Genomic DNA, 18,933 nt, shown 5'->3' with positions numbered 1-18,933 from the left:
CGTGCAACCATCTTCAGGTCGGCGCCGCTGCGGGTCCGGGTGAACCCCTCGGGGTGATCTCAGGGTCGCTGCCGGTCGGCCCGGGGAATCACGGGGCGGCCCCGAGCGTTACGACTATGACGAATCCCATCGACGTAAGGATCCAATGACCTCCTCTTCTTCCCCTTCCCAGGACGCGCAGAGCCTCGCGCAGAACTATCCCGAAGGTCTTCGGGCCGATGCCCTGATGGAAGAGGACGTCGCCTGGAGCCACGGACACGACGGAGAGCGGGACGGCGAACAGCTCGATCGCTCCGAGCGCGCGGCCCTGCGCCGCGTCGCCGGCCTCTCCACCGAGCTCGAGGACGTCACCGAAGTCGAGTACCGACAGCTCCGTCTGGAGCGAGTGGTCCTCGTCGGCGTATGGACCTCGGGCACAGTGCAGGACGCGGAGAACTCGGTCGCCGAGCTGGCCGCCCTCGCCGAGACGGCGGGCGCGCTCGTGCTCGACGGCGTCATCCAGCGCCGCGACAAGCCCGACCCGGCGACGTACATCGGATCCGGCAAGGCCCTGGAGCTGCGTGACATCGTCCTCGAGACCGGGGCCGACACCGTCGTGTGTGACGGTGAGCTGAGCCCTGGCCAGCTGATTCACCTCGAGGACGTCGTCAAGGTCAAGGTGGTCGACAGGACCGCCCTGATCCTCGACATCTTCGCTCAGCACGCCAAGTCCCGAGAGGGCAAGGCGCAGGTCGCCCTCGCCCAGATGCAGTACATGCTCCCGCGCCTGCGTGGCTGGGGTCAGTCGCTCTCCCGTCAGATGGGCGGCGGCGGATCCAGCGGTGGCGGCGGCATGGCGACGCGTGGTCCCGGTGAGACCAAGATCGAGACGGACCGCCGTCGGATCCGCGAGAAGATGGCGAAGATGCGCCGGGAGATCGCGGAGATGAAGACCGGCCGCGAGATCAAGCGCCAGGAGCGCAAGCGCAACAAGGTGCCCTCGGTCGCGATCGCCGGTTACACGAACGCGGGCAAGTCCTCCCTGCTCAACCGACTCACGGGCGCGGGCGTCCTGGTGGAGAACTCGCTGTTCGCCACCCTCGACCCGACCGTGCGCCGGGCCGAGACGCCGAGCGGCCGGATCTACACCCTGGCCGACACCGTCGGGTTCGTACGGCATCTGCCGCACCACCTCGTCGAGGCGTTCCGCTCCACGATGGAAGAGGTCGGCGAGTCCGACCTGATCCTGCACGTGGTGGACGGTTCGCACCCGGTGCCGGAGGAGCAGCTGGCCGCCGTGCGCGAGGTGATCCGCGAGGTGGGCGCGACCGACGTGCCCGAGATCGTGATCGTCAACAAGGCGGACGCCGCCGATCCGCTGGTCCTCCAGCGGCTGCTGCGCAACGAGAAGCACGCGATCGCGGTCTCCGCGCGCACGGGCGCGGGCATCGAAGAGCTGCTCGCGCTGATCGACGCCGAACTGCCGAGGCCCGAGGTCGAGATCGAGGCCCTCGTGCCGTACACGCAGGGTCAGCTCATCTCGCGGGCCCATGCCGAGGGCGAGGTGCTCTCCGAGGAGCACACCGCCGACGGCACGCTGCTCAAGGCGCGGGTGCACGAGGAACTGGCGGCGGATCTCGCGCCGTACGTGCCGGTCGCGGGCTGAGCGCAGCCGTAGTTCACGCAGTCGGACCTTGATCGGTCCGCATGGCTGAGGCCCGCCCTCTCTTGCAGGGGGCGGGCCTCAGCCGCGTCAGGTGCGAGGTGCGGGGGTCGCCCGCCGTGCGGCTACTTGGAGCCGTACTTCTCGCTCATCATGTCGTAGACCTGCTCGGCGCCCTTGCCCAGCTGCGGTCCCGCCAGCCAGGTGTTCTCGGCCGGGCCGATCGAGGTGTTCGAGACCAGCCGGGTCTTGTCGCCCACCATGCGGAACCAGCCGCCGCCGGACGAACCACCGGTCATGGTGCAGCCGATGCGGTACATCGTCGGCTGGGCGGAGGTCAGCGAGAGACGGCCCGGCTTGTCGATGCACTTGTGCATGATCTGGCCGTCGAACGGGGGAGCGGCGGGGTATCCCCAGGCGCCCATCGAGCTCACGCTCTGCGTCGACGGAGCCGAGAAGTCGACCTCAAGGGCGTTGCCGACCGTCTCCTCGAGGGACTTGGAGCCCTGCTCCGGCTTCACGTGCATCACGGCGTAGTCGTACGGCGCACCCGCACCGCCCGAAGAGGCGCCCTGGTCGATCCACTCGGCGGAGGTCGAGACCCAGTCGGCCCAGTACTGGCCGTAGGGGGCGACTTCCTGCGGGGCGGCGTTGCTCAGCTCGGCCTCGGACTTGCCGAGGTCGTTATAGGCCGGCACGAAGGTGATGTTGCGGTACCAGCCGCCCTCGGCGCCCGCGTGCACGCAGTGGCCCGCGGTCCACACGAGGTTGGACTTGCCCGGGTTGCGCGGGTCCTTCACGACCGTGCCGGAGCAGACCATCGAGCCGCCGGGAGCGTCGAAGAAGATCTTGCCGACCGGGGCGGCGTTCTCGTGGTACGGCGTCTTCTCACGCTTGGCCTGGACCGGCGACGGCTCGGGATCGGTCGCGCCCTGGTCGGACGGGGCGTCCTTCGCGGCGATCGTCTTGTTCGGGTCCTTGGCCTTCTTCATCCGCTCGGGCTTCCAGAGCCCTTCGATGACCGGGTTGACGAAGTCCTTGGCCTCGCGGAGCCACTCCTTGTCGAAGTTCTTCCAGCCGCCGCTCTTCCACTTGTCCGGGTCGATGCCGTGGTCCTTCAGCTTCTCGGCGAGGTCGCCGGGCAGCTTGGCATCGGAGCCGGTGTCGGCGTCGGAACCCTTGTCCGCCCCCTGGGCGGTGCCGGAATCGGCCTTGTCACTTGCCTTGTCGTCGCTCGGACCACAGGCCGTGGCGGTGAGTGCCAGAGTCGCGGCGAGCCCGGTGGCGGCGAGTGCGAGACGTCGCCCGCGACTGCGCGCGAAGGGCGCACGAGTGGAACGCATGGTGCTGTAACCCCCGAATTGAACCCGAATTGAACGTGTGATTGCTGCAATTGCGATGATTGCCATGTACTTGTCATGTGTCGGCGTAGAAGCTCCACGAGCGTCCGGCCGAACGCAACACCCCACTATGCCTGGGTGATTGGGGACGAATGACGGCGGGGTCGTGAAGGTTTGCGGCGACCCCGCCGTCGTGCATCAGGCCACTACCGGCCGGCTACTTGTCGGCGAACTTCTTGCTGACCGCGCCGTAGATGCCCTTGGCTTCCTTGCCCAGACGCGGACCGGCAAGCCAGCCTGCCGTCACCGGGCCGATGGAGGTGTTGGACACCAGGGCGGGCTCGCCGCCCGAGCCCTTGGCGACCCAGCCGCCGCCGGACGAACCGCCGGTCATCGTGCAGCCGATGCGGTACATCGTCGGGTCGGGCTTGCTGATCGAGAGCCGGCCCGGCTTGTCGGCGCACTGGAACGCCTTCTGGCCGTCGAACGGCGGAGCGGCCGGGTAGCCGGTCGCCGTCATGTCGGAGATCTGGGGCACCGCCGGGGCGTTGAAGTCCACCGGAAGCGCCGAACCGACCTGCTCCTCAAGGGACTGGCCCTCGCTGCCCTTTTCGGGCGTCACGTGGATCACCGCGAAGTCGTACGGCGCGCCCGTGCCGCCCGTCGGGCCGCCCTTCTCGATCCACTGGTCGGAGGTCTGCGCCCAGTCGCCCCACCAGACGCCGTGCGGAGCGACCTCTTCCTTGGGGGCGTTCTCCAACTCGGCGGCCGACTTGCCGACGTTGTTGTACGAGGGGACGAAGGCGATGTTGCGGTACCAGCCGCCCTTGGCGCCCGCGTGCACGCAGTGGCCCGCGGTCCACACCATGTTGGACTTGCCCGGGTGGGCCGGGTCCTTGACGACGGTGGCGGAGCAGACCATCGAGCCGTCGGGACCGTCGAAGAACAGCTTGCCCGACTCGGGAACGCTGGCGTCGTACGGCGTCTTCACGGCCGCCGCTTCCACCGGCTCGGGGGTCGGGTCGGTGACGCCCTGGTCACCGGAGATGTCATTGTCGTCGACACCGCGGTCGGGGTTCTTGTCCGCGTCCCGCATGCGGTCCGAGTCCCACAGGCCCTCGATGATCGGGTTGACGAAGTCGCCGGCCTCGCGGAGCCAGTCTTCCCGGTTGAAGTCCTTCCAGGCGCCGCCCTTCCACTTGTCCAGGTCGATGCCGTGCTCCTTGAGCCGGTCCTGGATGTCCTGCGGAATCTTGACGTTGTCGTTGTCGTTGCCGTCATTGCCGTCGTCGGCGGGCTGGGAGGCGGACGGCTCGTCGCCCGCGTTGTCGTCGCTGGGGCCACAGGCCGTCGCGGTCAGCACGAGCGCCGCGCCGATGGCGACAGCGGCCGCCACAGGGGAGGTTCTGCCGCGCGCGCTCCTCCCACGACGGGCGGTCTTGTGCGGGCGTATGGATCGCATAGAGAGATTCCCCCTGGGCTTCGAGATCGTTCACGTGCCGGACACCGCGTGCCGCACGGTGCGTTGAGCGCCGTACCTGCTGGCGCACACCCTGCTGCGGATGAACGGCACCTCACACTATGCCGGTGCCATACGGGACTGCCGACGGAACGGCAACGGTTCCGTCACGGCAAGGATCTTCCGCTGACCCGTGTTCCTCCGCAGTCCCCGTCGTTGGTACGTACGGGGGACTGGCGGCCTGCGTTCATCTCCCCTGCCAACTCGTCGGCGCGTAAGCCCAGATCGAGTGGGAAGCGCCCATTCCCAGCGGGAGGACCAACAGTCGTGGCCGTGACCGAGCCGGCGCCCGCGGCGGTTTCCGCGGCGCACGAGGGGATCCTGCGACGCCAGTCGGCGCGCGAGTCGGCGGCGCGCACCTATGCGCGCGCCCTGCCGATCGTGCCGGTGCGGGCGCGCGGCCTGACGATCGAGGGCGCCGACGGGCAGCGCTACCTCGACTGCCTCTCGGGTGCGGGGACCCTGGCCCTCGGGCACAACCATCCGGTGGTGCTCGAAGCGATCAGGAAGGTCCTCGACTCGGGGGCACCGCTGCACGTCCTCGACCTGGCCACACCGGTCAAGGACGCCTTCACCACCGAGCTGTTCCGCACCCTGCCCCGCGAACTCGCGGACCGTGGGCGGATCCAGTTCTGCGGCCCCGCCGGCACGGACGCGGTGGAGGCCGCGCTCAAACTCGTCCGTACGGCCACCGGGCGCGAGGGCATGGTCGCCTTCACCGGCGCCTACCACGGCATGACGGCGGGGGCGCTCGAAGTGTCCGGTGGCGCACGGGACGTACGCGTCGCGCGCCTGCCCTATCCGCAGGACTACCGCTGCCCGTTCGGCATCGGCGGTGCGGAGGGCGCCGAACTCGCGGCCCGCTGGACCGAGAGCCTCCTCGACGACCCCAAGTCGGGCGTGCCGCGGCCTGCCGGGATGATCCTCGAACCGGTGCAGGGCGAGGGCGGCGTGATCCCCGCCCCCGACGACTGGCTGCGCCGGATGCGCGAGATCACCGCCGCACGCTCGATCCCCCTCATCGCGGACGAGGTCCAGACCGGCGTCGGGCGCACCGGCACCTTCTGGGCCGTCGAGCACAGCGGCGTCGTGCCGGACGTGATGGTGCTCTCCAAGGCCATCGGCGGCAGCCTCCCCCTGGCCGTCGTGATCTACCGCGACGACCTCGACGTCTGGTCGCCGGGCGCCCACGCGGGCACCTTCCGCGGCAACCAGCTCGCCATGGCGGCAGGCGCGGCCACCCTTGCGTACGTCCGCGAGAACGGCCTCGCGGAACGCGCGGGAGTCCTTGGCACCCGCATGCTCACCCAGCTGCGATCCCTGGCCGCCGAGCATCCCTGCATCGGGGACGTCCGGGGCAGAGGGCTGATGATCGGCGTCGAACTCGTGGACCCGGCCTGTTCGGGGGGTGCGGGCAGTCTGGGGGACAGCGGCGGCCCCGGCGGTCCGGGGGGTGGCACCGGCACCCCGGGTGGCGCTTCTGCTGTGCGCTCCCTGCCTGCCGGACTCCTGGACCGCTCCCTACGGCCGCTACCCCCAGCGCCCGAACTCGCTGCCGCGGTACAACGGGAATGTCTGAGCCGCGGACTCATCGTCGAGCTGGGCGGACGGCACTCCAGCGTCGTACGCCTCCTTCCTCCTCTCACCATCACGGACGAGCAGGCGGCCGCGATCCTGGACCGCCTCGCCGACGCGATCTCCGCGGCCGAGCGTCAGCACCACGGATAGCCCGCCGGTACCCGGTCGTCCCGCGGACGGCCACGAGACATCAGCTCAGCTCCAGCCCGTCGCCCCGGAGCCCGAACGACCTCACAAGGAACCCCTCTTGAACGCCACCCCCGCATCCGACGGCCCACCCCACCCCTACGTCCCAGGCGCGTGCGGCACGCAATCCTCCCTGGTGGCGGAGCCCGGTACGGTCCCCCGGCAGAAGGGAGGCCGCCGGGCCGATCCGCTGGGAGGAGCGACCGCCGACCTTCTGGAGCACCCCGATGCGCACACCGCCGCGCAGGTGGCGGCCATCGAGAACCTCCTGCGCTGCTGGGTGCGCGAGAACGGCTTCCCGGCCCCCGAGCACGGCGCCCTGCGCATCCCGCTGGACGCCAGTGGCACCGCTCTGCTCGTCCCCGTGCACTACTGGTCGGCCACCGGCTGGCACCGGTTCGGCCTCCCGTACCTGGAGGACGGCCCCCGGAGCGCACCCCCGGCCGACGCCGTCACCGTCGCCGCCCTCCTGGGCCGCGAGACAGGCCACCGGAGCGGAACCGCCGAGCCGGACGAACGGGCCGAGGGGTGGTCCGAGTGGTGGTCCGAGAGGTGGACGGACGGGCAAGGAGAGGCCGACGCACAGGGTGACCCCGAGCGCACCGGTTCCGGCACAGGTACAGGCTCCGGAACCGACTCCGGCACCGGCGGTGAGCGGGTCGAAGGAGGGGACTTGGTCGGCCGCGTCGCCGACTCGGTGCGGCGCACCGCCACCTTCATCGCTGACCGCCGGAACAACCCCGGCGACGACCCCGACCTCTTCCTCGCCGCCGAGCAGTCCCTGCTTCTCGGCCATCCCCTGCACCCCACGCCGAAGAGCCGCGAGGGGCTCTCCGACACCGAATCCCGGCTCTACTCACCGGAGTTGCGTGGCGCCTTCGCGCTGCACTGGCTCGCCGTGGACCCCTCCGTGCTCGCCGCGGACTCGGCCTGGACCGAGCGTGGCCGCACCCTCCCGGCCGAGCAGCTCACCGCCCGCCTCGCGGGCCCGGACCTGCCGCTGCCGGAAGGCCGCGCCGCCCTGCCCCTGCACCCGTGGCAGATGCGTGAGCTCAGGCACCGCCCCGCGACCGCCGCACTCCTGGAAGCCGGACTCCTCCAGGACCTCGGCCCCCACGGCGCACCGTGGTACCCGACCTCCTCCGTGCGCACCCTCTACCGCTCCGGCGCCGCAGCCATGCTGAAGCTCTCGCTCGGCCTGCGCATCACCAACTCCCGTCGTGAGAATCTCCGCAAGGAACTCCACCGCGGCGTCGAGGTCCACCGGCTGCTGCGCAGCGGCCTCGCCGAGCGGTGGCAGGCAGCCCACCCGGGCTTCGACGTGATCCGAGACCCGGCCTGGCTCGCCGTGACCGGCCCCGATGGCGCGCCCGTCCCCGGACTCGACGTCATGATCCGGCACAACCCCTTCGGCCCCGGCGACGACGTCACCTGCATCGCCGGACTCGTCTCGCCCAGGCCCTCACCGCAGTCCACCGGGCACGACCGCGCCCCGATGCGCTCCCGGCTCGGCGAGATCGTCACCCGCCTCGCCGGCCGGACGGGCCGCCCCCGGGGAGCCGTCGCCACGGAGTGGTTCCTGCGCTACCTGGAGAACGTCGTACGACCCGTGCTCTGGCTGGACAGTGAGGCAGGTGTCGCCCTGGAGGCGCACCAGCAGAACACGCTCCTGGTGCTCGACTCCGACGGCTGGCCCGTGGGCGGCCGCTACCGCGACAACCAGGGCTACTACTTCCGTGAGTCCCGCCGCGCCGAGCTCGACCGAAGGCTCCCGGGGATCGGCGAGCACAGCGACACGTTCGTGTCCGACGAGGTGGCGGACGAGCGGTTCGCCTACTACCTCGGCATCAACAACGTCCTCGGCCTCATCGGGGCGCTCGGTGCCCAACGCCTGGCCGACGAGAAGCTGTTGCTCGCGGGGTTCCGCCGCTTCCTCGGCGACGTCGTCTCCGGTCCCGCTCCTCTGCGCTCGCCGCTGCCCGCCCTGCTTCTCGACTCACCCGTGCTGCGGTGCAAGGCCAATCTCCTGACCAGGCTCCGCGGGCTCGACGAGCTCGTGGGCCCGGTCGACACCCAGTCCGTCTACGTCTCCATCGCCAACCCCCTTCATTCCTGAGGAACATGACCGACCTTTCCTGAGAGGAGCGACGCCGTGCCTCCGCCTCCCCCCGATGCGAGCACCGACGCCGGAACCGAGACCACCCCCGAGTCCGCCACCGAGTCCTCCAGCGCCGACAGGGCAGACGTCCAGGACACTCTGGACCTGCGCCTCCCGGACGAACTCATCGCGCTGTTCGGCGCGACGAGCGGCCCGACGAGCGGCGCGAGGAGTGGCGCGGCCGACGCGCAGACCGACGCACACGGTGAGCGACCCGCGCACGCCGGACACATCGGTTCCGTCACGCCGCGCCCGCCAGGCCGTGCCCCGGCACCGTCGGCCGCCTCGTCGGCCGACGATCTGCTCGACAACGTCGCCGACTGGGGCCCCGCGACGACCTCTGCCGGTGTCTTCCAGCTCGTGCCCGTACGTATCGAACGCGATCTCCCCCTCATCAGCCGGTGGATGAACGACCCCGCCGTGGCGGCCTTCTGGGACCTGGCCGGACCCGATGACGTCACCCAGGCGCACCTGCGTGACCAGATCGACGGCGACGGACGCAGCGTCCCTTGCCTCGGTGTTCTGGACGACACTCCGATGAGCTACTGGGAGGTCTACCGCGCGGACCTCGACGCCCTGGCCCGCCACTATCCGGCCCGCCCGCACGACACCGGTCTTCACCTCCTCATCGGCGGTGTCGCCGACCGCGGCCGGGGGCTCGGCACCTCTCTGCTGAGAGCCGTCGCCGACCTTGTGCTCGATCACCGCGCCGCATGCGCACGCGTCATCGCAGAACCCGCCCTACGCAACACCCCTTCCGTCTCCGCGTTTCTCAGCGCCGGCTTCCGCTTCGCCGCCGAAGTGGATCTCCCTGACAAGCGCGCGGCGCTCATGGTCCGTGACCGGGCCCTGCGCGCAGTGCTCTGACCCGCTCACTCTTGGTACACCGCTCGACCTGATCCGGTTCCCTCCCGGAGGAGTCCCCGTGCCGAATCCTTCCGATCAATCCGATCCGTCCGGTCCGTCCGGTCCGTCCGTCCCCCCGATGCCCCGCGATCCGTCCGCTCTCTACGATCCGCCGGAACTGACCCCCGACAGATGGGCGAGCGGCGGGCGCCGGCTCCTCGCCAAAATGGTCGGTGAGTTCGCCTATGAGGAGATCATCAGGCCCGTCCCCGCCGGACCGGACGACGCGGACACCTACAGCCTCGGACTCGATGGCGACGACGATCGGCTCCTCTTCCGCGCCCGCCGCGGCTCGTACGGCAGTTGGTACGTCGACCCCGACAGCCTGGCGCTGGCCGAGGGCGCAGGGCCGCCGCTCCCCTTCAGCGACCCCCTCCGCTTCCTCACCCGAGCCCGCCGCACCCTGGGAATCGACGGCGCCACGCTCGGCCACCTCATCCGCGAGCTGACCGTCACGCTCTCCGCCGACGCCCGGCTCGACCAGACGGCCCTCACCGCGGCGCAGCTCGCCGACCTCGGCTACGCGGAACTCGAAGGGCACCAGACCGGCCACCCCTGGCTCGTCCTCAACAAGGGCCGCATCGGCTTCTCCGCGAGCGACACCGCCCGCTGGGCGCCCGAGGCCCGACTCACCGCGCGGCTTCCCTGGATCGCGGTCCACACCGACCTCGCCGACTACCGCGGTGTCCACGGCCTGGACACCGCGGAGAAGCTCTACACACGTGAGCTCACCGCCGCCTCGAGGGACTCCTTCGCGGACATACTCAGGGCACGCGGCCTCGACCCGGACGCCTACCTCTACCTGCCGGTGCATCCGTGGCAGTGGGACGACGTCGTCCTGCCGCTCTTCGCCCCTTCCGTCGCCGCGGGCGCGATCGTGCCGCTCCCCACCGACGGCGATCTGCGACTGCCCCAGCAATCCATCCGTACGTTCCTGAACGTGTCCCGTCCCGACCGGCACACCGTCAAGCTGCCGCTGTCCGTCCTCAACACCCTGGTGTGGCGCGGACTCCCGACCGAGCGCACCCTGGCCGCCCCCGCAGTCACCGCCTGGATGCACGCGCTGCGCGACGCCGACCCCTTCCTGCGCGACGAATGCCGGGTGATCCTGCTCGGCGAGGTCGCGTCGGTGACCGTCGCGCATCCGTTGTACGACGGTCTTCCCGAGGTCCCCTACCAATACAAAGAACTGCTCGGCGCGATCTGGCGCGAACCGATCACCCGGTACCTGGCTCCCGATGAGCGTGCCCGCACCCTTGCTTCCTTGTTACACACCGACCCGGACGGCAAGGCCTTCGTCGCCGAGCTGGTCCAGCGCTCGCGCCTGGCCCCCGAGGTCTGGCTGCGGCACCTCTTCGGCGCTCTGCTGCCTCCGCTCCTGCAGTTCCTGTACCGGTACGGCACGGTGTTCTCCCCTCACGGGGAGAACGCCATCGTCGTCTTCGACGACAAGGACGTGCCCGTCCGGCTCGCGGTGAAGGACTTCGTCGACGACGTCAACGTCAGCGCCGAGGCCCTCCCGGAGCACGCGTCGATGCCGGAGGACGTCCGCGACGTACTGCTCACCGAACGCGCGGACTTCCTCACGCAGTTCATCCATTCCGGGCTCTTCGTGGGTGTCTTCCGCTATCTCGCCCCGCTGTGCCACGAGCAGCTGGGCATCCCGGAGACCGACTTCTGGTCGCTCGTCCGGGCCGAGATCCTCCGCCATCAGGCGCGCGCCCCCCAGCTCAAGGAGCGGTACGAGATGTTCGACCTGCTGACCCCGCGCATCGAGCGGCTCTGCCTCAACCGGAACCGGCTCCATCTCGACGGATACCGGGACCGCCCCGAGCGCCCGCACGCTGCCGTGCACGGCAGCGTGCCCAACCCTCTCCACCGGCCTTGATCGAGGGATTGTCAGTGGAGACCCGTAGGGTAGTCGCGCTATGACAAAGCCCTCCCTTCCCGAGCTCCTGCACGCCGCCGTCACCGCCGTCGGCGGCACGGAGCGCCCTGGCCAGGTGACGATGGCCGAGACCGTCGCCGAGGCGATCGACGACGGTTCCCACCTGCTGATCCAGGCCGGTACCGGCACGGGCAAGTCCCTCGGCTATCTGGTGCCCGCCCTCGCGCACGGCGAGCGCGTGGTGGTCGCGACGGCCACGCTGGCGCTGCAGCGCCAGCTCGTGGAGCGTGACCTGCCACGGACGGTGGACGCGCTGCATCCGCTGCTGCGCCGCCGCCCCCAGTTCGCCATGCTCAAGGGCCGTTCGAACTACTTGTGCCTGCACCGGCTCCACGAGGGAGTGCCGCAGGAAGAGGAGGAGGGCCCCGCGCTCTTCGACCAGTTCGAGGCCGCGGCCCCCACCAGCAAGCTCGGCCAGGACCTGCTGCGGATGCGCGACTGGGCGGACGAGACCGAGACCGGCGACCGGGACGCCCTCACCCCCGGAGTCTCCGACCGCGCGTGGTCCCAGGTGTCCGTCTCGTCCAGGGAGTGCCTGGGTGCGACGAAGTGCGCGTACGGAGCGGAGTGCTTCGCCGAGGCGGCGCGCGAGCGGGCCAAGCTCTCCGAGGTCGTGGTCACCAATCACGCGCTCCTCGCGATCGATGCCATCGAGGGTGCTCCGGTTCTTCCCCAGCACGAAGTGCTGATCGTGGACGAGGCCCATGAGCTGGTGTCCCGGGTCACCGGCGTCGCGACCGGAGAGCTCACCCCGGGCCAGGTGAACCGCGCTGTCCGCCGAGCGGCCAAGCTCGTCAACGAGAAGGCGGCCGATCAGCTCCAGTCCGCGTCCGAAGGCTTCGAGCGGGTGATGGAGCTGGCGCTCCCCGGCCGTATCGAGGAGGTCCCGGAGGACCTCGGGTACGCACTGTTGGCCCTGCGTGACGCCGCCCGCACGGTCATCTCGGCGCTCGGCTCCACCCGTGACAAGTCGGTCCAGGACGAGGACGCCGTACGCAAGCAGGCCCTCGCATCCGTCGAGTCGGTCCACGACGTGGCGGAGCGCATCGCGAACGGTTCCGAGTGGGACGTCGTCTGGTACGAGCGCCATGACCGCTTCGGGGCCTCCCTGCGGGTGGCGCCCATGTCCGTCTCGGGCCTGCTCCGCGAGAAGCTCTTCAGCGATCGCTCGGTGGTCCTCACGTCGGCCACCCTCAAGCTCGGCGGCGACTTCAACGGAGTGGGCGCTTCCCTGGGGCTGGCGCCCGAGGGCACCGAGTCCGAAGACGCCCCGGCGTGGAAGGGCCTCGATGTCGGCTCGCCCTTCGACTACCGCAAACAGGGGATCCTGTACGTCGCCCAGCACCTGGCCCGGCCGGGCCGTGAGGGCACACGCAGCGACATGATCGAAGAGCTGGCCGAACTGATCGAGGCGGCGGGCGGCCGCACGCTCGGATTGTTCTCGTCCATGCGGGCCGCTCAGAACGCCGCCGAGGAGCTCCGTGGCCGGCTCGACATGCCCATCCTGCTGCAGGGCGAGGAGACGCTGGGCGAGCTGATCAAGAACTTCGCGGCGGACCCGCAGACCTGTCTGTTCGGGACGCTTTCGCTGTGGCAGGGCGTCGATGTGCCGGGCGCCAGCTGCCAGTTGGTGGTCATGGACAAGATCCCCTTCCCGCGCCCCGACGACCCGCTGATGAGCGCACGCCAGAAGGCGGTGGACGACAACGGCGGCAATGGGTTCATGGCCATCGCCGCGACGCACGCGGCGCTCCTGATGGCGCAGGGCGCGGGGCGGCTCGTGCGGGCCTCCGAGGACCGTGGGGTGGTCGCCATCCTGGATCCGCGGCTCGCGACAGCGCGCTACGGCAGCTATCTGCGGTCCTCGCTGCCCGACTTCTGGTACACGACGGACCGCAATCAGGTGCGCCGCTCCTTGTCCGCGATCGACGCGGTGGCCAAGGCGGATCCCCAGGCCAACCCCATGCCCGATCCCAAGGCGAATCCCCGGACGGACGGCGAGGACGAGGCCGCCGTGGAGTAGCGGACCGGCCCCGGCGCCCCCGGGGCTGCTCTCCGACGGGCCCGGATGCCTCCGGACGCAGCAGGGCCCCGGAACCGGCGCAGTTGGTTCCGGGGCCCGGTCAGGAGCGGAGGGCTCACACCCGCCGCAGCACCGCCACCACCTTGCCGAGAATCGTCGCCTCGTCACCGGGGATGGGCTGATACGCGGAGTTGTGAGGCAGCAGCCACACGTGTCCGTCCTCGCGCTTGAACCGCTTGACCGTCGCCTCGCCGTCGAGCATGGCGGCGACGATGTCGCCGTTCTCCGCGACGGGCTGGCGGCGGACCGTCACCCAGTCGCCGTCGCAGATCGCGGCCTCGATCATCGAGTCGCCGACGACCTTGAGGACGAACAGCTCACCGTCGCCGACGAGCTGCCGGGGGAGCGGGAAGACGTCCTCCACCGATTCCTCGGCGAGGATCGGGCCACCGGCCGCGATGCGGCCGACCAGCGGGACGTACGAAGCGGCGGGCTTGCCGGCCGTGTCCGTGGGCTGGCTGCTCGGCTGGTCCGAGCCGCGGACCTCGTACGCACGCGGGCGGTGCGGGTCGCGGCGCAGGAAGCCCTTGCGCTCCAGTGCCATCAGCTGATGGGCCACCGACGAGGTGCTGGAGAGGCCCACCGCCTGCCCGATCTCCCGCATCGACGGCGGGTATCCCCGCCGCTGTACCGAGTCCCTGATGACCTCGATGACCCGGCGCTGCCGGTCGGTGAGGCCCGAGCTGTCGGCGCGGATCCCAGGAGGTCGGCCCGGTAGGGAGCGTGTGGGCTTGGGGCCCTCCTGGTTCGTGCTTGCGTCATTCATGGCATGCACCGGCTCGAGTCGGCTCTGGCGGTCCTGGGCAGTGATGGTGGCGCTGTCTGCGGTGGTGGTCACGTCTGTCGGCCCCTCTCGAGATGTTCTCCCTAGTTAGCCAACGGTAGTTGCTTTCGAAAGGTTGCGCCAAACACACGTTCGAGTGAAAAATCGCAGAATGCCTGCCGCGATCATGCGTCTGGGTGTATGGCTAACGTTCGAGCCGAATGGCATTTCGGTTCATTACGGTACGCTTCACCGCCGGGGCTGGAGCCCCCTCAGTGGGGCTCCCATACTGCCACTTGTTGCTCGGTCAACCTGGCACCGCCCCCTTCTCGTGCGGCGCGCGAGGCGGGCTCGTATCGTTCGCGGCGGGCCGCGGGTACGCGACACGCGATGGGGCCGGATTTACGCCCAAACCCCAGATCTAGTGGTTGGATTGCATCCGCAGCCCAGAAGTTGTGGTCCCCGGTCCTTTCGGGCCCCGGTCATCGCCTATGCTTGGGGCTGCTTCGAGGGCCTCACGGGCCTGTTGAGGCCTATGAGTCGTGTCGTGAAGGAGGGTTGGGAGTTCCATGCACTGCCCCTTCTGCAGGCACCCCGACAGTCGCGTGGTCGACAGTCGCACCACCGATGACGGCACGTCGATCCGCAGGCGCCGTCAGTGTCCCGACTGCTCCCGTCGTTTTACGACCGTGGAGACGTGTTCGCTGATGGTGGTCAAGCGCTCCGGCGTGACCGAGCCTTTCAGCCGTACGAAGGTGATCAACGGCGTACGCAAGGCGTGCCAGGGGCGGCCGGTGACCGAGGACGCCCTCGCCCAGCTCGGCCAGCGGGTCGAAGAGGCGGTGCGGGCCACCGGGAGCGCCGAACTGACCACGCACGACGTGGGTCTGGCCATACTCGGTCCGCTGCAGGAGCTGGACCTCGTGGCCTACCTGCGCTTCGCGTCCGTGTACCGGGCGTTCGATTCACTTGAGGATTTCGAGGCTGCCATCGGGGAGCTGAGGGACCAGCGGGAAAAGCGGCTCGACGACGAGCCGCACGGCGCCGGCGGCGAGCCCGGCGCGAAGGACTGCGGGCCCGGAGGGACTGTCGAAGTCCCGGTGCCCGCCACTGCCGCCGACTGACCGGCTGAACGGCCGACGGCGGCACACACAGACCTGTTGCGGATGCCTTCGCGGGTTCCGCGGCACCAGACAACATCGTGTCACGGGAACATCGTGGCACTTCAGGGCGTTTTAGCCTGATACAGGGAGGCGGCATGACCGAGACGACGAGCGGCCCGGCACGAGGTTCCCGCGCCAAGGGATCCAAGGCCAACAAGGGTCTGCGTATCGAGCGCATCCATACGACGCCCGGCGTGCATCCGTACGACGAGGTGGTCTGGGATCGCCGAGACGTCGTCATGACCAATTGGCGCGACGGCTCGATCAACTTCGAGCAGCGTGGCGTCGAGTTCCCCGACTTCTGGTCGGTGAACGCGGTCAACATCGTCACCAGCAAGTACTTCCGCGGGGCCGTTGGCACCCCGCAGCGCGAGACCGGCCTCAAGCAGCTGATCGACCGCATCGTGAAGACGTACCGGAAGGCTGGCGAGGACTACAGCTACTTCGCCTCGCCCGCCGACGCCGAGATCTTCGAGCACGAGCTGGCGTACGCCCTCCTGCACCAGATCTTCAGCTTCAACTCGCCGGTCTGGTTCAACGTCGGCACGCCCCAGCCGCAGCAGGTCTCCGCCTGCTTCATCCTGGCCGTGGACGACTCCATGGACTCGATCCTGGACTGGTACAAGGAAGAGGGGATGATCTTCAAGGGCGGCTCCGGCGCCGGCCTGAACCTCTCCCGTATCCGCTCCTCCAAGGAACTGCTGTCCTCGGGCGGCAACGCCTCGGGACCGGTCTCCTTCATGCGCGGTGCCGACGCGTCCGCAGGAACGATCAAGTCGGGTGGCGCCACGCGCCGCGCGGCCAAGATGGTCATCCTCGACGTCGACCACCCCGACATCGAGGGCTTCATCGAGACCAAGGTGAAGGAAGAGGAGAAGATCCGCGCCCTGCGCGACGCGGGCTTCGACATGGACCTGGGCGGCGACGACATCACGTCCGTCCAGTACCAGAACGCCAACAACTCGGTCCGTGTGAACGACACGTTCATGAAGGCGGTCGAGGAGGGCGGCAAGTTCGGCCTCACGTCCCGCATGACGGGCGACGTCATCGAGGAGGTCGACGCCAAGTCGCTCTTCCGCAAGATGGCCGAGGCCGCCTGGGCCTGCGCCGACCCCGGCATCCAGTACGACGACACCATCAACGCCTGGCACACCTGCCCGGAGTCCGGCCGGATCAACGGCTCGAACCCGTGCAGCGAGTACATGCACCTGGACAACACGTCCTGCAACCTCGCCTCGCTGAACCTGATGAAGTTCCTCAAGGACGACGGCCTGGGCACGCAGTCCTTTGACGCCGAGCGCTTCTCCAAGGTCGTCGAGCTGGTCATCACCGCGATGGACATCTCGATCTGCTTCGCGGACTTCCCGACGCAGAAGATCGGTGAGAACACCCGCGCCTTCCGCCAGCTGGGCATCGGCTACGCCAACCTCGGCGCCCTGCTGATGGCGACCGGCCACGCGTACGACTCCGACGGCGGACGCTCCCTGGCCAGCGCCATCACCTCCCTGATGACGGGGCGGTCGTACAAGCGCTCCGCCGAGCTCGCCGCGGTCGTCGGTCCCTACGACGGCTACGCCAAGAACGCCACGCCGCACAAGCGCGTCATGAAGCAGCACTCCGACGCCAACGCCACGGCGCCCCGCGTCGACGACCTGGACACGCCGGTCTGGGCCGCCGCCACGGAGGCCTGGCAGGACGTGCTCCGCCTGGGTGAGAAGAACGGTTTCCGTAACTCTCAGGCGTCGGTCATCGCCCCGACCGGCACCATCGGTCTCGCGATGTCCTGCGACACCACCGGCCTCGAGCCCGACCTCGCCCTGGTCAAGTTCAAGAAGCTCGTCGGCGGCGGCTCGATGCAGATCGTCAACGGCACCGTGCCGCAGGCCCTGCGTCGCCTGGGCTACCAGGAGGAGCAGATCGAGGCGATCGTCGCCCACATCGCCGAGAACGGCAATGTGATCGACGCTCCGGGTCTCAAGACCAAGCACTACGAGGTCTTCGACTGCGCGATGGGTGAGCGTTCCATCTCCGCGATGGGCCACGTCCGGATGATGGCGGCCATCCAGCCGTGGATCTCCGGCGCGCTCTCCAAGACGGTCAACCTCCCCGAGACGGCCACCGTCGAGGACGTCGAAGAGGTCTACTACGAGGCCTGGAAGATGGGCGTCAAGGCGCTCGCCATCTACCGCGACAACTGCAAGGTCGGCCAGCCCCTCTCCGCCAAGAAGAAGGGCGACGGGAACGCCGAGGTCACCGAGAAGGCCGAGGACACGATCCGTGCCGCGGTCGAGAAGGTGGTCGAGTACCGCCCCGTCCGCAAGCGCCTTCCCAAGGGCCGCCCGGGGATCACCACCTCCTTCACCGTGGGTGGCGCCGAGGGCTACATGACCGCGAACTCCTACCCGGACGACGGTCTCGGCGAGGTCTTCCTGAAGATGTCCAAGCAGGGTTCGACCCTCGCGGGCATGATGGACGCCTTCTCGATCGCCGTCTCCGTAGGCCTGCAGTACGGCGTCCCGCTGGAGACGTACGTCTCGAAGTTCACGAACATGCGCTTCGAGCCGGCCGGCATGACGGACGACCCGGACGTGCGGATGGCGCAGTCGATCGTCGACTACATCTTCCGCCGCCTGGCGCTGGACTTCCTGCCCTTCGAGACCCGCTCCGCGCTCGGCATCCACTCGGCCGAGGAGCGTCAGCGTCACCTGGACACCGGTTCGTACGAGCCGTCCCTGGACGAGCCCGAGGTGGACGTCGAGGGTCTGGCCCAGTCCGCCCCGCGGCAGCCCGAGGTCCTGAAGTCGGTCGCCGTGCCGAAGGCCGAGGCCGAGAAGCCCGCTCCGCAGCAGGCGCACACCAGCGCCGAGCTCGTGGAGATGCAGCTGGGCATCCAGGCCGACGCGCCGCTGTGCTTCTCCTGCGGGACGAAGATGCAGCGTGCCGGCTCCTGCTACATCTGCGAGGGCTGCGGCTCGACCAGCGGTTGCAGCTGATCGCGCACCGGCGAAGCTTCAGGCACTGACCTGGAGTGAAGCCTGAACGCCAAGGGTGGTGGCGCCGAGAAATCGGCTCCACCACCCTTGGCGTTGGAGCGTCGTCGCGCTCAGATCTCGGTGCCCATCACCGCCGCGAAGGACGTCGGGTCGGCGTCGAATCCGCGGATCATTTCGTGGAAGGACCATGAGCCCGACTCGACGTCCCGGGTGAACTCGGCGATCGTCGCTGCCGTGAACCCGGAGACCGCGGAGAGGTCGTTCAGCGCGAGATCGGTGTGGCCGTGGCGGATGCGCACCGCCGTGTTCGGGATGTCGGCGAACGCCTTCTGTCCCCCGTGGGGCTGTATGGCCACACCGACCACCACGCGCGCGTACGTGGCCGCGAGCCGGTCGAGCTCAAGCGTCATGACCTCGTCGAAGCCGAAGCCCTGACCCGTCTTGCTGTCCCTGTTGAGGGTGATCGTCCCGTCCGGGGCGCGGCTGTCGAAGTGCACCAGGTATACGGGGCTGTCGTACGGGGCGTCCGCGGTGTATGTCGCGGCGATGATGTCGAGATCGTGCGGGGGAGTGCCGACGGGGCTCGGATCCCATCTGAGCCCCACCTCGACCTTCTTGATCCCCTTGCTGACACTGCTCACGTAGTTCCCCCTC

At 69.5% G+C, this 18,933-nt stretch carries 12 protein-coding genes; 8 read left to right on the top strand and 4 right to left on the bottom strand.

Features of this window, described 5'->3' with window-relative positions:
• The first annotated feature begins 145 nt into the window (after positions 1-145).
• Positions 146-1,645, top strand: a complete 1,500-nt coding sequence (hflX, locus tag ACFUPX_RS20465; protein ID WP_383324131.1) for a GTPase HflX — start codon at positions 146-148, stop codon at positions 1,643-1,645.
• Between the two features lie 122 nt (positions 1,646-1,767).
• Here the strand turns inward: hflX and ACFUPX_RS20460 are convergent, their stop codons facing one another.
• Together ACFUPX_RS20460 and ACFUPX_RS20455 are read right to left on the bottom strand one after the other, a co-directional pair.
• A complete protein-coding gene (locus ACFUPX_RS20460; RefSeq protein WP_383324128.1) occupies positions 1,768-2,985 on the bottom strand; it encodes a trypsin-like serine peptidase in 1,218 nt (405 codons plus the stop codon).
• A gap of 214 nt (positions 2,986-3,199) precedes the next feature.
• A complete protein-coding gene (locus ACFUPX_RS20455; RefSeq protein ID WP_383324125.1) occupies positions 3,200-4,444 on the bottom strand; it encodes a trypsin-like serine peptidase in 1,245 nt (414 codons plus the stop codon).
• 324 nt (positions 4,445-4,768) lie between these two features.
• Between ACFUPX_RS20455 and ACFUPX_RS20450 the strand changes: the two genes are divergently transcribed.
• From ACFUPX_RS20450 to ACFUPX_RS20430, 5 genes are all read left to right on the top strand, one after another.
• Positions 4,769-6,229, top strand: coding sequence for a diaminobutyrate--2-oxoglutarate transaminase family protein (locus tag ACFUPX_RS20450; protein WP_383324122.1), 1,461 nt, complete (start codon positions 4,769-4,771; stop codon positions 6,227-6,229).
• A gap of 97 nt (positions 6,230-6,326) precedes the next feature.
• Positions 6,327-8,381 carry an IucA/IucC family protein gene (locus tag ACFUPX_RS20445; protein ID WP_383324119.1) on the top strand — a complete coding sequence of 685 codons (2,055 nt, stop codon included), beginning with the start codon at positions 6,327-6,329 and terminating at the stop codon, positions 8,379-8,381.
• A gap of 36 nt (positions 8,382-8,417) precedes the next feature.
• On the top strand, positions 8,418-9,290 hold the full coding sequence (locus ACFUPX_RS20440) for a GNAT family N-acetyltransferase (protein ID WP_383324116.1): 873 nt from the start codon (positions 8,418-8,420) through the stop codon (positions 9,288-9,290).
• 118 nt (positions 9,291-9,408) lie between these two features.
• Positions 9,409-11,217, top strand: a complete 1,809-nt coding sequence (locus tag ACFUPX_RS20435) for an IucA/IucC family protein (protein ID WP_383324113.1) — start codon at positions 9,409-9,411, stop codon at positions 11,215-11,217.
• A 40-nt stretch (positions 11,218-11,257) separates the two neighbouring features.
• Positions 11,258-13,300 carry an ATP-dependent DNA helicase gene (locus ACFUPX_RS20430; RefSeq protein WP_383324110.1) on the top strand — a complete coding sequence of 681 codons (2,043 nt, stop codon included), beginning with the start codon at positions 11,258-11,260 and terminating at the stop codon, positions 13,298-13,300.
• 115 nt (positions 13,301-13,415) lie between these two features.
• On the opposite strand, the gene lexA is transcribed toward ACFUPX_RS20430, so the two are convergent.
• The gene (gene lexA / locus ACFUPX_RS20425; protein ID WP_249587324.1) at positions 13,416-14,198 is read right to left on the bottom strand and encodes a transcriptional repressor LexA; all 783 of its coding nucleotides are present in this window, start codon (positions 14,196-14,198) and stop codon (positions 13,416-13,418) included.
• A 494-nt stretch (positions 14,199-14,692) separates the two neighbouring features.
• On the opposite strand from lexA, the gene nrdR reads away from it, so the two are divergent.
• Positions 14,693-15,247 (top strand): transcriptional regulator NrdR, encoded by a 555-nt coding sequence (nrdR, locus tag ACFUPX_RS20420; protein ID WP_383324106.1) that lies wholly within the window; start codon positions 14,693-14,695, stop codon positions 15,245-15,247.
• Positions 15,248-15,381: 134 nt separating this feature from the next.
• Complete coding sequence (locus tag ACFUPX_RS20415; protein ID WP_383324102.1) at positions 15,382-18,279, top strand: vitamin B12-dependent ribonucleotide reductase; 2,898 nt, start codon at positions 15,382-15,384, stop codon at positions 18,277-18,279.
• A gap of 110 nt (positions 18,280-18,389) precedes the next feature.
• Here the strand turns inward: ACFUPX_RS20415 and ACFUPX_RS20410 are convergent, their stop codons facing one another.
• Positions 18,390-18,920 (bottom strand): TerD family protein, encoded by a 531-nt coding sequence (locus ACFUPX_RS20410; RefSeq protein WP_383324099.1) that lies wholly within the window; start codon positions 18,918-18,920, stop codon positions 18,390-18,392.
• Between the last annotated feature and the right edge of the window lie 13 nt (positions 18,921-18,933).

The organism is Streptomyces sp. NPDC057302, assembly GCF_042667685.1.
In the GTDB taxonomy this organism is placed as follows: Bacteria; Actinomycetota; Actinomycetes; order Streptomycetales; family Streptomycetaceae; genus Streptomyces.
Note: the sequence above shows the minus strand (reverse complement) of the source record. Positions and strands in the feature narration are given on the sequence as shown.

Excerpts from the sequence above, each read along its gene's own strand:
- ACFUPX_RS20430 (WP_383324110.1), top strand. The coding sequence starts at position 11,258 with ATGACAAAGCCCTCCCTTCCCGAGCTCCTGCACGCCGCCGTCACCGCC.
- ACFUPX_RS20455 (WP_383324125.1), bottom strand. The coding sequence starts at position 4,444 with ATGCGATCCATACGCCCGCACAAGACCGCCCGTCGTGGGAGGAGCGCG.
- ACFUPX_RS20460 (WP_383324128.1), bottom strand. The coding sequence starts at position 2,985 with ATGCGTTCCACTCGTGCGCCCTTCGCGCGCAGTCGCGGGCGACGTCTC.
- ACFUPX_RS20415 (WP_383324102.1), top strand. The coding sequence starts at position 15,382 with ATGACCGAGACGACGAGCGGCCCGGCACGAGGTTCCCGCGCCAAGGGA.
- hflX (WP_383324131.1), top strand. The coding sequence starts at position 146 with ATGACCTCCTCTTCTTCCCCTTCCCAGGACGCGCAGAGCCTCGCGCAG.
- nrdR (WP_383324106.1), top strand. The coding sequence starts at position 14,693 with ATGCACTGCCCCTTCTGCAGGCACCCCGACAGTCGCGTGGTCGACAGT.
- ACFUPX_RS20435 (WP_383324113.1), top strand. The coding sequence starts at position 9,409 with ATGCCCCGCGATCCGTCCGCTCTCTACGATCCGCCGGAACTGACCCCC.